The 13540-nt window shown below is 69.0% G+C and carries 15 protein-coding genes and 1 tRNA gene; 9 read left to right on the plus strand and 7 right to left on the minus strand.

What is annotated here, in order from left to right; all coding sequences use genetic code 11:
• Nucleotides 1-17: 17 nt before the first annotated feature.
• The 3 genes from N802_RS04190 to N802_RS04200 all read right to left on the minus strand — a co-directional run bounded on the left by N802_RS04190 (nt 18) and on the right by N802_RS04200 (nt 3313).
• A complete protein-coding gene (locus N802_RS04190; RefSeq protein WP_156971280.1) occupies nt 18-770 on the minus strand; it encodes a hypothetical protein in 753 nt (250 codons plus the stop codon).
• Between the two features lie 97 nt (nt 771-867).
• The gene (locus N802_RS04195) at nt 868-1860 is read right to left on the minus strand and encodes a hypothetical protein (protein WP_035912574.1); all 993 of its coding nucleotides are present in this window, start codon (nt 1858-1860) and stop codon (nt 868-870) included.
• 16 nt (nt 1861-1876) lie between these two features.
• A complete protein-coding gene (locus N802_RS04200) occupies nt 1877-3313 on the minus strand; it encodes a GuaB1 family IMP dehydrogenase-related protein (protein WP_035912577.1) in 1437 nt (478 codons plus the stop codon).
• Nucleotides 3314-3393: 80 nt separating this feature from the next.
• On the opposite strand from N802_RS04200, the gene N802_RS04205 reads away from it, so the two are divergent.
• Complete coding sequence (locus N802_RS04205) at nt 3394-4647, plus strand: DUF445 domain-containing protein (RefSeq protein WP_035912579.1); 1254 nt, start codon at nt 3394-3396, stop codon at nt 4645-4647.
• A gap of 151 nt (nt 4648-4798) precedes the next feature.
• Here the strand turns inward: N802_RS04205 and N802_RS19310 are convergent, their stop codons facing one another.
• Entirely contained in the window at nt 4799-5413 is a 615-nt protein-coding gene (locus N802_RS19310; RefSeq protein WP_156971281.1) for a hypothetical protein, read from the minus strand.
• A 142-nt stretch (nt 5414-5555) separates the two neighbouring features.
• Nucleotides 5556-6560, minus strand: a complete 1005-nt coding sequence (locus N802_RS04215) for an NAD(P)H-binding protein (protein ID WP_035912581.1) — start codon at nt 6558-6560, stop codon at nt 5556-5558.
• 22 nt (nt 6561-6582) lie between these two features.
• On the opposite strand from N802_RS04215, the gene N802_RS04220 reads away from it, so the two are divergent.
• From N802_RS04220 to ubiG, 5 genes are all read left to right on the plus strand, one after another.
• Nucleotides 6583-7305 (plus strand): CPBP family intramembrane glutamic endopeptidase, encoded by a 723-nt coding sequence (locus N802_RS04220; protein ID WP_035912583.1) that lies wholly within the window; start codon nt 6583-6585, stop codon nt 7303-7305.
• A 113-nt stretch (nt 7306-7418) separates the two neighbouring features.
• Nucleotides 7419-7784, plus strand: a complete 366-nt coding sequence (locus tag N802_RS04225; RefSeq protein ID WP_035912584.1) for a TFIIB-type zinc ribbon-containing protein — start codon at nt 7419-7421, stop codon at nt 7782-7784.
• Between the two features lie 65 nt (nt 7785-7849).
• On the plus strand, nt 7850-8683 hold the full coding sequence (locus N802_RS04230; protein ID WP_156971282.1) for a hypothetical protein: 834 nt from the start codon (nt 7850-7852) through the stop codon (nt 8681-8683).
• A gap of 169 nt (nt 8684-8852) precedes the next feature.
• Entirely contained in the window at nt 8853-9194 is a 342-nt protein-coding gene (locus N802_RS04235; RefSeq protein ID WP_035912588.1) for a hypothetical protein, read from the plus strand.
• Between the two features lie 86 nt (nt 9195-9280).
• Nucleotides 9281-10057 carry a bifunctional 2-polyprenyl-6-hydroxyphenol methylase/3-demethylubiquinol 3-O-methyltransferase UbiG gene (ubiG, locus tag N802_RS04240; protein WP_035912966.1) on the plus strand — a complete coding sequence of 259 codons (777 nt, stop codon included), beginning with the start codon at nt 9281-9283 and terminating at the stop codon, nt 10055-10057.
• A gap of 65 nt (nt 10058-10122) precedes the next feature.
• Here the strand turns inward: ubiG and N802_RS04245 are convergent.
• Nucleotides 10123-10198 (minus strand) — tRNA-Lys (locus tag N802_RS04245).
• Nucleotides 10199-10338: 140 nt separating this feature from the next.
• Nucleotides 10339-10761 (minus strand): DUF1810 domain-containing protein, encoded by a 423-nt coding sequence (locus N802_RS04250; RefSeq protein WP_035912591.1) that lies wholly within the window; start codon nt 10759-10761, stop codon nt 10339-10341.
• A gap of 48 nt (nt 10762-10809) precedes the next feature.
• On the opposite strand from N802_RS04250, the gene N802_RS04255 reads away from it, so the two are divergent.
• From N802_RS04255 to N802_RS04265, 3 genes are all read left to right on the plus strand, one after another.
• Nucleotides 10810-11451: a hypothetical protein gene (locus tag N802_RS04255; RefSeq protein ID WP_035912593.1), complete on the plus strand. Its 642-nt coding sequence runs from the start codon at nt 10810-10812 to the stop codon at nt 11449-11451.
• 338 nt (nt 11452-11789) lie between these two features.
• Nucleotides 11790-12416 carry a DUF47 domain-containing protein gene (locus N802_RS04260; protein WP_035912597.1) on the plus strand — a complete coding sequence of 209 codons (627 nt, stop codon included), beginning with the start codon at nt 11790-11792 and terminating at the stop codon, nt 12414-12416.
• Between the two features lie 5 nt (nt 12417-12421).
• On the plus strand, nt 12422-13426 hold the full coding sequence (locus N802_RS04265; RefSeq protein ID WP_035912600.1) for an inorganic phosphate transporter: 1005 nt from the start codon (nt 12422-12424) through the stop codon (nt 13424-13426).
• The last annotated feature ends 114 nt before the right edge of the window (nt 13427-13540 follow it).

Genomic DNA, 13540 nt, shown 5'->3' on the forward strand with positions numbered 1-13540 from the left:
GTCACGCTACAGAGCGATCAGGCGCAGGCGGGTGCGTTGCCCACGGCGTCGGCCGCCGCTTGGTAGGCAGGGATGCTCTTCTGCGCAGAGTCCACGGCCTTGACCCACGTGTTGTGGTAGGACCCCATCTCGGTGTGCGCCTTGTTGGCCATCATCCGGAGGTGCGCGGACCACTCGTTCTGAACCGTCGTCCCCGTGGTGCGGACCTTGTCCAGAGCGGCGAGGCGCGTCGTGCAGGCCGTGATGGTCGCGTCGCCCGCGGCCTCCTTGGCCGCGTCGGCGCACGCGGTGCCGGTGGCCTGGAACGCCTTGGTCGTGGCGGCGATGGCCTTCTCGTCCGCGAGACCGAAGGCCTTGGAGTCGGCGTAGAGCTTCGCGGTCTCCTCGAGGGTGATCCTGCCCGAGGTCTTGGCGAGGTAGGCGTCCGTGTGGGTCTTCCAGTGCGCGGCCGAGTCCTTGGCGGCCGCGGCGAAGTCCTCCGCAGCCTTGACCTGGGCGACACAGTCCGTGCGGGCGCCGTCGGCTGCCTCGGGCGTGCCCGACGCAGCGGTGCTCGGGGCCTCGCTCGGCGCGGTGCCGCCGGCTCCCGACCCCGAGCCGGAGGTGGTCGCGGAGGCCGCGGCAGTGGCCGTGGCTGGCGCCGCGTCACCACTCGGGTCGTCGTTGAGCATGGACCCGACGGCCCACGCACCGCCCCCGGCAAGGAGGACGACGCCAGCGATGATCGCGGCGGTCACTCCGCCGGCTTGGGTTGATCCGTGTTTCCCCACGGGCGTCATCCTTGCACCTCTGGCGAGCGCTGACGAACTGATCAGGCATTTGGACAGGGTGACTGTCCAGTAATGGCTCATCAGGATGAAAGTTTGTCTATTTCCCCTGTGCCGCAGGGGAGTTGACCCACGAGTAACGTCGCACGACATCCCCGATAGCGACCGTGATTCCGGAGTCGTCGACGCGGAGCGCGCGGAGGCCGTCGCGGCTCACAATCCTTCCCGTATGCCGGCCGCTCACCTCGAGCGTGTGGATCCCGTCCCCGAACGGCCACCACCAGAGGGTGGTGCGCCCGACCTCGGCGCGGGTGCCAGCGCCATTCGTCTGATCGGTCTGATCCGAGGCGCCCTGAGCCGCGGCGTCAGGGCAGGCCCCTGGGGCCGTCGAGGTGGCCGACCGGTCGAAGGACTCGTAGGTCGTGCGCGTGCAGGATCCCCCGGCAGCGGAGTCGAGGAGGAGGCGGCCGTCCCTGCCCACGGACGCCCGGGCAGGCGGGCGGAGCACGACGCGACTCGAGTCGGGGTCGACGAGGACGACCGTGTCATCCCCGGTCGGGAACACTCCCACGACCGGAAGGTTGCCATCGGTGCCCACCACCGGTGCAGCGGTGCCGGACGCCGTGGGCTGGGGCGTCTGCCATGCCTCCTGACCGTTCGCCCCGAGGCCGATGAGGCGGCAGGCTCGCGGTGTGCCACCACACGCCTGCACGACCGTGGTGCCCGATGACGCCGCCACCAGGGCGAGGCGGTGTGCCGTGGGGCCGCGCCAGGTCCAGCGGGACTGGCCGTCGAGGCCGGCGGCGTCGAGGGTCGTGTCGTTCACGATGAGGAGGCGGCCACCGCCGATGGCCCGGTCTCCGCCACTCACCGAGCCCAGAGTGATCCGCGTCCCCGACACGAGGTCGATGGCGACCGTGGAGTCCGTGGCGACCAGGGCGCGACCGCCGAGGACTCGGCCCTCCACGGCGGTCGTCTCCCATTCGCCCGCCACGCCTTCGTCGTCGGGAGTGGTGAGCCAGCCGACGACGACGGTGAGGACGACCGCGGACGCGGCGAAGACGGCATACGCGATCGTTCGTCGTGATCTCACGCGCGTGCCGAGCCGATCACCAGGACTGGTGGAGCGGTCGCCCTTCGGCGAAGCCTGCCGTGCTCTGGATGCCCACCGTCGCCCGCTCGTGGAACTCCGTGAGGGTGCGGGCCCCGGCGTAGGTGCAGCTGCTGCGGAGCCCGGCGATGATCTCGTCGATGACGTCCTCGACCGACGGGCGCGCCGGGTCGATGAACATGCGCGCCGAGCTGATGCCCTCCTCGAACATGGCCTTGCGGGCACGTTCGTAGGCCGAGTCGGTGGCCGTGCGGTTGCGGACCGCACGGCTGGAGGCCATGCCGAAGGATTCCTTGTATTGGCGGCCCTTCTCGTCGGAGAACAGGTCGCCCGGCGACTCCAGCGTGCCCGCGAACCACGATCCGATCATGACGTTGGAGGCGCCGGCGGCGAGCGCAAGGGCGACATCGCGGGGGTGGCGGACGCCACCATCTGCCCAGACGTGTTTGCCGAGTTCCCTTGCGGCAGTGGCGCATTCGAGGACGGCAGAGAACTGGGGGCGGCCCACGGCGGTCATCATGCGGGTGGTGCACATCGCGCCGGGGCCAACCCCGACCTTGACGATGTCGGCGCCGGCCTCGATGAGGTCACGGGTGCCGGCAGCACTGACGACGTTGCCCGCGACGATCGGGACCTGCGGGTCCAGCCCACGCACCGCCTTGAGCGCCTCGAACATCTTCTGCTGGTGACCGTGGGCGGTGTCGATGACGAGCACGTCGGCGCCAGCATCGAGGAGCTGGCCGGCCTTCGCGGCGACGTCGCCGTTGATCCCGACGGCAGCGGCCACACGCAACGCACCATCCGCATCGACCGCGGGGGTGTAGAGGTTGGCGCGCAGCGCGCCCTGCCGGGTGAGGACGCCGACGAGCGTGCCGTCCTTGGCGACGACGGGCGCGAGACGGCGACGGCTCTCGTTCAGGGTGTCGAACGCGTCGACCACATCGACGTCGTCGTTGACCGTCACGAGCTCACGCGACATGACGTCCTTGACCTGGACGAACCGGTCCACCCCGGTGAGGTCCTTCTCGGTCACCACACCGACGGGCTTGTCGTTCTCGATGACGACGGCGGCACCGTGGGCGCGCTTGCCGAGCAGGACCTGGGCCTCGCCGGTCGTCGTGTGCGGGTCGAGGGTGATCGCGGTGTCGAAGACGAGGTGGCGCTTCTTGGTCCAGCCGATGACCTCGCTCACGACCTCGACCGGGATGTCCTGCGGGATGACGGTCAGGGCACCGCGCCGGGCGGTCGTCTCGGCCATCCGGCGGCCCGCGATCGCGGTCATGTTGGCCACGACGAGGGGGATGGTCGTGCCGGTGCCGTCGTCGCTGCGCAGGTCGACGTCGAGGCGGCTGGTGACGTCCGAGTGGTTCGGCACCATGAACACGTCGTCGTAGGTGAGGTCGAACTGGGGCTGCAGGCCGTTGAGGAAATGCACGATCCCACTCTATGAGCGTTCGCGACGGCGATCCCCATCCGTGGGCGCTCCCGGCCGCCCGCGTGTAGCAGGATCGTCCCGTGAGTCTCCTTGCCCCGTCGCCCGCCGACGCTGCTCGCCGCACCGGCCTGCGCCGGATGCGCGCTGTCGCGCTGGGTCTGCTCGTGCTCGCCGCCATCGTGTATGCCGTGACGTTGCGTCACGAGACCGGCTGGCTGGGCTATGTCAATGCGGGGGCCGAGGCGGCCATGGTCGGTGCGCTGGCGGACTGGTTCGCCGTGACGGCGCTGTTCCGGCACCCCCTGGGTCTGCCGGTGCCGCACACGGCGATCATTCCCAAGCGCAAGAACGAGATCGGTCGCAACCTCCAGGAGTTCGTGACGGAGAACTTCCTCACCGAGCAGATCGCCCGGGAGCGGCTGACGGCCGCCCGGGTGGGTGAGCGCCTGGGCGTGTGGTTGAGCGAGCCGCGGCACCGACAACGGGTCATGACCGAGGTCGTGCGCGTGACCCGGGCGGGGTTGGGGCGGCTGTCCGACGAGGACGTGCGCGAAGTCATCGCCGACTTCGTCCTGCCGCGACTCGCCACCGAGCCGATCAGCCCCATCGCCGGGTCGCTGCTCGAGGGCGTGGTGTCGGAGGAGACGCACCACGGTCTCGTCGACCTCGGGTTGGAGCAGCTTCACGACTGGCTCGTCGACAACCCGGGGACGTTCTCATCGGTCATGGGCGAGCGGGCGCCGTGGTGGTCGCCGCCGTGGGTCGACGACAAGGTCATCGGATGGAGCTACCAGCAGGTGCTCACCTGGCTCGCCGACATCCGGTCGACGCCGGGGCATCCTGCGCGGGTGGCGTTCGATGACCTGCTGGGTCGACTCGCTCGCGACCTCCAGTCCGATCCGGCGGTCATGGAGCGCGCCGAGTCGCTCAAGGAGCGGCTGCTCTCACACCCGCAGGTGCCGGACACGGCTGTGGGCCTGTGGCGGTCGTTCGCGGCGGCGCTGGAGTCGGCGATGGATGACCCGACGTCGTACTTCCACGTCCGCGGCGACGAACTCCTGCAGCACCTCGGGCGGCACCTCGTCGAGGACGAGCCGTGGCGCTCGCGGCTGGAGGGGCACCTTGGGGAGGCGGTGTCGTTCTTCGTGAACACCTATGGGTCCGAGCTCGCGGAGGTCATCTCGGTGACGGTCGAGCAGTGGGACGGGCGTGAGGCGGCGGAGCGGATCGAGCTGCACGTGGGGCGCGACCTGCAGTTCATCCGGATCAACGGCACGATCGTCGGCGCCCTCGCCGGGATCATCATCCACGCGCTGAGCTCGACCCTCCACTGACCTCCAGCGACTTTGTGCCCCATTGGGACACGGTGCGCGGCCTTCGGCCGAGTCACCGTGTCCCAATGGGGCACAAAGTCGCACAAGCGCATGTGGGCGCCTCGTGCACTGCTGCGGTCGGCCGCAGCAGTGCACAGTGGGCACTCAGGCGTCAGTTCTTGCGGAACTTGTCCTTGAGGTTCTCTCCTTCGTCCTGGAGGCGGTCGCGCCAACTCGGGTCGTCCCGGTTGACGTCAGGCGTGTCGGCATCGGTGTCGCGCCAGCCCCGGTCACCCCGACTTACGTCGGGAGCGTCGGTGTCCGTGTGCTGCCGAGTCGCGTCGCTGCCGCTCCACTCGGCATCACCGCGGTCGCTGACGGCAGTGCGGTCGTCGAAGCGGGAGGAGCCCGTGTCGCGGTACTCACCAGCCGCCATGTCCGAACCAGCTGCTCCGCCTACGGCGGCTCCGCCGGCGGCTCCACCGGTCGCGTAGGTGTCACCGGTGCGACGACCGTCGCGGTCGGTGTCGATGTCCGGGTCGAGCCTGTCGGCCTCCCGGACGCTGTCGTCGTACTCGGACCGGGCCTCACGGGCGTCTGCTGCCGCCCGACTGGCGTCAGCCTCCTTGTCGCGGGCCACCTGGGACTGCTGGAACGCGTCCTCTCGGACCTCGGCAGCCTGCTCACGACGCGCCTCTTCGCTCCGCTTCCGCAACTGCGGCAGGATCCACAGGAACAGCAGGGCCAGGACGACAAGCGCGATGATCCACCACCACATGGTGTCCATCAGGATCACTCTCCTTGGGTGCAGCGAGGAAACTCCTCGTTGCCTCCAAAGTAATCAACTTTCTGCCCCACTCTGCGTTCAAGCGCAGGGGAAAAGTGCCTCTGAGCAGCGCGAACGCCGAACAGGTCGGCGCAGCGGACGCTCAGCCGGCCCAGTCCGGGTCGGCTGCCGTGAGCCGTGCGGGGTCGACCGTGCCGGGTTCGGGGCGCCGGTCCTGATCGCGACTCTCGTCGACCAGTGCGGCACGGACGGACTCGGCGAAGTGCAGCGGCCGATCCGGGGGTGGCCCGATGAGGTCGTCGATGTCGCGCTCCTTGCACACGACCTCGTGGACGAGGCTCCCGACAAGCGGCTTGGCGATTCCCGACGGCACCGGCGTGACCAGCCCGACCCAGTGGCTCGCGACCCACGGCGTCAGGACAGGGAGGGCGCGGATCGGCCGCTCGCGCAGGCCAGCGATCTCTGCATAGCCCTGGATCATCTCGCGGTAGGTCATGGTGTCCGGCCCGCCGACGTCGAACGTGCGGTTGTGCTCACCCCGAGCCGTTGCGGCGCCGACCAGATAGTGGAGGACATCGCGGATCGCGATCGGCTGGATGCGGTTGTCGACCCACTTGGGCACGACCATCGCGGGGAGGCGGTTCGTGAGGTGCCTGAGCATCTCGAAGGACGCCGATCCCGAGCCGATGATGACCGCCGCCTGCAGCACCATCGTCGGGACGCCCGATGCCATGAGGAGATCCCCCACCTCGACGCGAGAGGCGAGATGGTCCGACAACACGCTCACGGGCGGGTGGAGCCCGGACAGATAGACGATGCGGCCGACGTCAGCGGCCTGCGCTGCGAGCCCGAAGAGCCGAGCCAGTTCGCGGTCGCGCTCCTCGAAGTCGGCATCGCCGTCCATCGAGTGCAGCAGGTAGTAGGCGACGTCGATGTCGGCCAACGCCCGGTCGAGGTCGGCGCGCACACCTGCGTCGCCCTCGACGATCTCGACGCGGTCGCGCCAGGCCCTCTCGGAGAGCCGGTCCGCCGACCGGGCCAGCACCCGCACGTCGTGGCCGGCAGCGAGCAGTGCCGGGACCAGGCGCGAGCCGATGTATCCGGTTGCACCCGTCACCAACACGCGAACCCGCAGGTCAGATGCCATCTGTGGCATCGTCTCATCCGTCATGGACCACGCACTGGCGGAACTGCGGCGATTCTTCCGAGCCGCACTGGTCGAGCCCGTCCCGCGCGACCACACCGAGACCGACGCGGCCTTCCGCCGGCGCCGGGCGGTTGCCGTGGCCACGCTCGTCGTCGGTGTCGGCGTGAACGCCTGGGCACTGCGGATCCCGCCGGGTGATCGGCTCTTCTATGCCGGGACCGTCCTGCTGGCGATCGTGTGGGCAGGCGGCGCACTCCTTTCCGGCCCGTTGCACCTCGGCCGCGCCCACACCCGCTCCGGTGCCGGGCGCGCCCGACCGGTCGTCCAGTCCCTGGTTCTCGGACTCCTGCTCCTTGCCCTCTTCCTCGCCGGGGCGCTCGTCGTGGCCCGCATCCCGCTGCTGCGCGAACCCGTCGACGGGCTGCTCGACCACGCCCGCTTCGGATCTCTACCGGTCGTCGCGCTCGTCACGGCGATCAACGGCGTCGCGGAGGAGCTGTTCTATCGGGGTGCGCTCTTCGCTGCGGTCGGGCGTCGGCACGCGGTTCTCGTCACGACGATCGTGTATGCCGTCGTGACCGCTGCCGCTGGGATCCCCCTTCTCGTTCTCGCGGCTCTCCTGCTCGGTGCCGTCACGGGTCTCCAGCGGCGGGTGACCGGCGGCATCCTCGGGCCGATCGTCACCCACCTCGTCTGGTCGCTCGGGATGCTCTTCCTGCTCCCGCCCGTTCTCGCCGCCGCCTAACGACTTTGTGCCCGGTGGGGACATGAGGAGCGCAGCGACGAGTGTCCCCACCGGGCACAAAGTCGAAGCGTCAGGTCGGGGACGTTTGCGGCGACTCGATCGTTGAGGCAGGCATGAGCACTCTCACCTGTCCCAAGTGCGGATCCGAGATGCGCAGCTACGAGCGCAACCAGGTCCACGTCGACCAGTGCACCGGCTGCGGCGGCCTCTTCCTCGACCGCGGCGAGCTCGAGGCACTCGTCAACGCCGAGACCGCCTACTACCAGCCGCAGCAGCAGGCCCAGCAGAGCCAGCCACAGCAGCAGGCGCAGCCGGCAGCGGCACCGCAGCAGCCGGCATACGGGCAGGGTCCCTATGGTCAGCCCGCGGCCCAGCACTACGGCCAGGCGCCGCGCTACTCGTCCTCTCCGGGCAAGGGCTACTACGGCCAGCCCGGCTATCGCCGGAAGAAGTCGTTCCTCTCCGAACTCTTCGACTGACGACCCGACTCACAGGCCCCCGTTGACATCTGGTCAGCGGGGGTTTGTCGTGCCATAGTTCAGCCATGACAGCAGGGGTGGGGGAGGGCGTCGCCGTCGCGGGGACCGCGACGGCAGGACGTGACGGTCGCTGGTGGCACGAGCGGTTCATCGTGGCGTTCGGCGGGGCGGTCGTGGTCCTTGCCACGCTGATCATGGCGGGTTCGTGGACAGACGGGCTGCGGGGCTCGTCGTTCGATGAACTGAGGCAGGACCTGCGCAACGGCGCAGTGCAGGAGTGGTACGTCGCGGACCAGCTCGAACGCGGGACCTTCGACCGGATGGTGGCGCACCAGACGGGCATCGTCGAGGCTCCGGGCGAGCCGACGCCGGACGCTGCCGGGGGTGTCGACATGACCGTCGACACGCAACAGGGCGGGATCATCGTCTGGCGGGCGTACGGGGCGCAGGGCTGGCGAGTGGCGACGTCCGACGTTGACCTGGACTCGTTCGGCAGCAGCATCAGCAGGTCCGGCGGTTCGCCGGAGGTCGCCGAGTTCGTGAAGGAGTTGCGCGAGGCCGACGTCCCCATGCGCCCGTTCAGCGTGGGCGACGGCGGGCCGCTCACCTTCCCCGCGATGCTCGCCGCCGCGGGGATCTTTGCCGGGCTCATCTTCGGCGCGGCTCCACGCCTGGGGACGCGGTGGTTCTGGTTCTGGGTCATGGTCAACGGGCCGCTCATGCTCGGCTTCATCGCGTATGCCGTGGTCGAGCTCATCGGGTTCGGTCGCCCCACGGATCGGCCCCTCGACAAGCGACTGTCGGGCATCGTGGGCTTCGTCGGTGCCATCGCCCTGAGCGTGGCCTTCGGCATCGGCGCCAACGCCCTCCGGTCCTGGGGAGTGCCGCTCCCGCTCTGACGGCGCGCTGGCTAGTCATTGACCCCGGCGACGCCTCCTCATGGCCAGTTCCTTGGTGTGCACACAGGCGCACCACCGGGTCATTGTGGGCCTCGGACGCCTACCCCTAGCGTCGGCGGGAGGGCCGCACCCTCCCGTGGCGCGACCTTCCCCCTGGAAGGAGCAGGACATGCACTTCACGCGATGGCTCGCAGTCCCGGCAGCAGCCGGACTGATGTTCTCCGGTGTGTCGATCGCCAACGCCGGCGAGGTCACCGGCAGCGGCAAGCCCACCAAGGCGCCTGCCAACACCAACTCCATCTGCGCGTTCTCCGGGCTCGAGGACGGCGAAGAAGCCGGAACCGGGTTCCCGGGCCCCGGTGGAGCACCGCCCCAGAACTGGGGTCACGTCCAAAAGGCGCAGCGCGCCGCGGGTGCCACCGTTCAGGACCTCAAGGCCTCCGGGTTCCAACCCGGTGACTCCTGCAACGGTTCCCGCGGCTTCCTGGCCGGCGGAGGCGAGGAGCCGTAAACCGTCTTGGGCTGCAGCGATGGCCCTCCCTTCCCCGGTGAGGGCGGGCCATCGCCGTTCTGTCGTGACGAAGGTCGGAGGTGGGCGTGCCGATCGACAACGAGATCTACGATCGCGAGGGTGCTGGCTGGTGGGATGAGGACAACCCGCTCAACATCCTCCACGGCAGCTTCACCCCTGGTCGCATCACGTACTTCCGCGACGTCTTCCACGAACGTGGCATGTCCCCGGACGGGCTTCGCGCCCTCGACATCGGCTGCGGCGGAGGGTTCATGGCCGAGGAGTTCGCTCAGTTGGGATGCGACGTGGTGGGTGTCGACCCATCCGAGGTCTCCATCGAATCCGCACGCGCCCACGCTCAGCGGATGGGCCTCGACATCGACTACCGGGTCGGCTCCGGCGAAAGCCTCCCGGTCGCAGATGGGGACTTCGACATCGCCTATTGCTGCGACGTCCTGGAGCACGTGTCGGATGTCGACGCCGTGCTCCGCGAGACTTCACGCTGTCTCAAGCCCGGCGGCCTCTACCTCTTCGACACCATCAACCGCACCCGGCAGAGCCGGCTCCTGGCCATCAAGGTGATGCAGGAATGGCGCTTGACCCGGATCATCAATGCGGACATTCATGACTGGGACATGTTCATCACGCCGGATGAGCTCGACGGTTCGCTCGCCGGTGCGGGCCTTCGTCTCCATGAAACGGTCGGCCTCGGCCCGCGGGCGTCGAAGCCATCGCTGGTCTGGAACTTCGTGCGAGCCCATCGCGGGGCCATCACCTTCGGTGAACTCAGTCGAAGGCTCGAAGCAGGTCAGGTGAAGAGCAAGGCGTTGTCGTACATGGGCTACGCCACCAAGGTCGCCTGAACGTCGCCCGATGCTGGAACGTGGACCGCGGTGCTCGGATCTCTCGGGTCGCTGATCTGCGCGTGTGGTGGGCCCCGTGGGACTCGAACCCACAACCTACGGATTAAAAGTCCGCAGCTCTAACCATTGAGCTAGAGGCCCGCGCGGAGGTCGGTCCGCACGTGCGCAGACGATACCGGGCGGCACTGGGCACCATGCGCGGCAACCGGCGCAGATGCGCGGCACCTCACGCAGGAGGGGAGGCTCACGCTGCTCCTTTGCCGCCCGCCGTGTCCGCCGGCTCAGATCCGTTCGAGCGTCGCTGGGTCCTCGGCGCCGTCGAAGTACTTCTCCAACACGTCTGTGAAGAGCTGTCGGTCCAGTTCGACCTCGGCAGCCCGCCCGAACAGCGTCAGGCACGAGCGCAGCTTGATCGCGTCGATTCCACCGAACACCGATTCGGCGTCCGCCCCGGGCAGTTCCAGAAGCACCTCGCAACACTCACGCAACCGTTGTCCGAGAACGGGATCCGCGAGATAGGCGCGGGCTTCGCCAAGGTTGGACACGGCATACCTCTGCGCCATGGCACTGCGACCGAGCCCCACGATCTGTGGGAAGACGAACCACATCCAGTGGCTCACCTTGCGGCCGCGACGGAGTTCGGCGAGCGCGGCGTCATACGCTCCGCCGGCGTCCTGCGCCTCGACGAACCGGTCCAGTCCCATGCCTCCAGCGTGACAGGCCACCAGCGCCCCGTGGGGGACGATGGGGGCATGACAGACAGCGGCCGCAACGTCCCCAGGCGTCCCGTGCAGTTCGGGCCCGACGAGCTCGAGGCCCACGGTGGCACCCTGCCCGGACCGGCCGAACTCACCGAGATAGCCCATGAGACCGCCGCCGTCCTCGTCGGCACCGGTCGCGCCGTCGACGACCCCGACGTCACCGCGCGGCTCGTGGCGCTCGTTGATGACCTCGGCCTGTCGACCGTCGCCGACCTGTGGGCCTCCCGCCCGGCCCGCACCCTGCCGGGAGCGCTCTGGCGCCTCTACGCGGTCCGGGAGTGGGTCCGCCGCCAGCCCGTCGAGGCCAGCAGGGAGTACGCCGCGGGGATGCGGTTCACCGACGTCGCACACGCCGTCGCAGGGGTCGCCGAGCCGCCCGGCCCCGACGAGGTCAAGGCGCTGGCCGACGAGATCCTGACAGGCGTCTTCGACGGCGATCTGGCCGTCGCCCTGGAGAGGGCCGCAGCCTTCGCGGCGGTCATCGCCGCAGGTCGGGCAGAGATGGCGCATGACCGGGACGACAGCGACCCCGCCACGGCCGGAGCCCTCACGACCAGCGGGGCGGCCATGCAGCGCACGGGGGAGGACCTTGTCGCCTGCGCCGCGCTGTGGCGGGCCGACGAACTGGACTGATCCGGCGAGGTGAGTGACCCCTCGAATGTGGGCGGACGGCATACGGGATCGGCAAAGTCGGGAACACATCGGCGGGTGCTCCGCGTTAGGCTCTCTGGTGGTGCCGGACCGCGGCAGCCCCGGGTCCCAAAATTAGCCGCTACGAGCGGCCTCGCGCCGTGAGGCGCTCCCGGTCCGGCACCGCTTTCACGCCTCGAGGACCGTGCCACCCTGACCGGCGGCCGGAGGTCCACGGCGCGCCGACGAACGGTCGATGAACCGTCGATGACGTCCAGATGGCTGACAGGCCTTAGCCTTATCAGCGACATCTGCACTTCGAGCCGTTCGGAGCGACTCTCGTGGGCTTCAGCCTGACCCCCAAGGACAACGGGTTCTATGAACTCTTCTCCAGCTCAGCCGCACACCTCATCGAAGGCGCTGCGGAACTCACTGCCATCCTCGGGGCCGACACCCAGGACGAGCGCGAGGCGATCGCCAAGCGCCTGAGTGACGTGGAGACCTCGGCAGACGAGGCCACCCATGAGCTCATTCGCAAGGTGAACTCGTCGTTCATCACGCCGTTCGACCGCGAGGACATCCACGGTCTGGCGAGCGCCCTGGACGACTGCATCGACCACATGGAGGCTGCCGGGGACCTCGTCGCGCTCTATCGCATCGACAAGCTCCCCAAGGGCGTCACGAAGCAGGTCGAGATCCTGTCCCGCATGGCCGAGGTCACTGTCGACGCCATGCCGCGCCTGCGCTCGATGAAGGACCTCAGCTCCTTCTGGATCGAGATCAACCGTCTCGAGAACTCCGCGGACAAGGCGTACCGCCGCATGCTGGCCGAGCTCTTCAATGAGGAGGGCGCCGACCCGCTCACCGTCATGAAGCACAAGGAGCTCATCGACGAGCTCGAGGCCGCGGCTGACGCCTTCGAGACCGTGGCCCACAAGGTCGAGAGCATCGCCGTCAAGGAGTCCTGACCACTGTGGACAGCTGGATCCCGGTGGCCCTTGTCGTCGCGCTGGCGATGGGCTTCAACTACACCAACGGCTTTCATGACGCGGCCAACGCCATCGCGACGTCGGTGTCGACGCGTGCTCTGACGCCGCGCATCGCACTCGGCATGGCCGCAGTCGCCAACCTCGTCGGGGCCTTCTTCGGCACCAAGGTCGCCAAGACCGTCGGCAGCGGCATCATCGATGCCCCTGCGGGCAAGGTCGGCCTGATGATCTGTGCGGCCGGCCTCGTCGGCGCCATCGCCTGGAACATGCTGACGTGGTGGTACGGCCTGCCGTCCTCGTCGTCGCACGCCCTCATCGGTGGACTCGGCGGCGCGGCCATCGCGGCGTCGAGCACGGTCCACTGGGACGCGGTGCTCCAGAAGGTCATCCTGCCGATGATCGCGTCACCCGTCGTCGGGCTCGTCGTCGGCTTCCTCGTGATGACCGCGATCCTCTGGATCTTCCGCAAGGGGCACCCGGGCAAGGTCAACCGCGGCTTCCGCTACGCGCAGACCGTGTCCGCGGCCGCGATGGCCTTTGGCCACGGCATGCAGGACGCTGCCAAGACCGCAGGCGTGGTCGTGCTGGCATTGACCGTGGGTGGCTTCCACTCGAACGGTGACGACAGCATCCCGCTCTGGGTCCTCGTCATGAGCGCCGTGGTCATCTCGGCCGGAACGTATGCCGGTGGGTGGCGGATCATGCGCACGCTCGGCCGCCGCATCATCCACCTCGACCCCCCGCAGGGATTCGCCGCGGAGACGACCGCCGCAGCGGTCCTCTACGCCGCCACGGCGACCGGCGCGCCCATCTCGACGACGCACGCCATCACGTCGGCGATCATGGGCGTCGGCTCGACGAAGTCCGTCAAGGCGGTCCGCTGGGGCGTCGCCAAGAACATCGTCGGAGCGTGGGTGCTCACCTTCCCCGGCGCTGGCATCGTGGCGGTGGGCATGTTCCTGCTGCTCAAGCTCATCATCGGCGTCTGACCCCCGATTTTCTGCCGTCTGGTTGCGGGGCCCCCTCCGGTCGGAAGGTGGTGGGCCCAGCGCAATAGGGCGGCCGGCCGACTATCAGCACATGAGTCCGGACCCGCGACACGC

It is taken from the genome of Knoellia sinensis KCTC 19936 (assembly GCF_000768705.1).
Lineage (GTDB): Bacteria > Actinomycetota > Actinomycetes > Actinomycetales > Dermatophilaceae > Knoellia > Knoellia sinensis.

Coding starts and splice junctions, on each gene's coding strand:
- N802_RS19310 (WP_156971281.1), bottom strand. CDS start 5,413: ATGGACACCATGTGGTGGTGGATCATCGCGCTTGTCGTCCTGGCCCTG.
- N802_RS04215 (WP_035912581.1), bottom strand. CDS start 6,560: ATGGCATCTGACCTGCGGGTTCGCGTGTTGGTGACGGGTGCAACCGGA.
- N802_RS04220 (WP_035912583.1), top strand. CDS start 6,583: ATGGACCACGCACTGGCGGAACTGCGGCGATTCTTCCGAGCCGCACTG.
- N802_RS04225 (WP_035912584.1), top strand. CDS start 7,419: ATGAGCACTCTCACCTGTCCCAAGTGCGGATCCGAGATGCGCAGCTAC.
- N802_RS04230 (WP_156971282.1), top strand. CDS start 7,850: ATGACAGCAGGGGTGGGGGAGGGCGTCGCCGTCGCGGGGACCGCGACG.
- N802_RS04235 (WP_035912588.1), top strand. CDS start 8,853: ATGCACTTCACGCGATGGCTCGCAGTCCCGGCAGCAGCCGGACTGATG.
- N802_RS04250 (WP_035912591.1), bottom strand. CDS start 10,761: ATGGGACTGGACCGGTTCGTCGAGGCGCAGGACGCCGGCGGAGCGTAT.
- N802_RS04255 (WP_035912593.1), top strand. CDS start 10,810: ATGACAGACAGCGGCCGCAACGTCCCCAGGCGTCCCGTGCAGTTCGGG.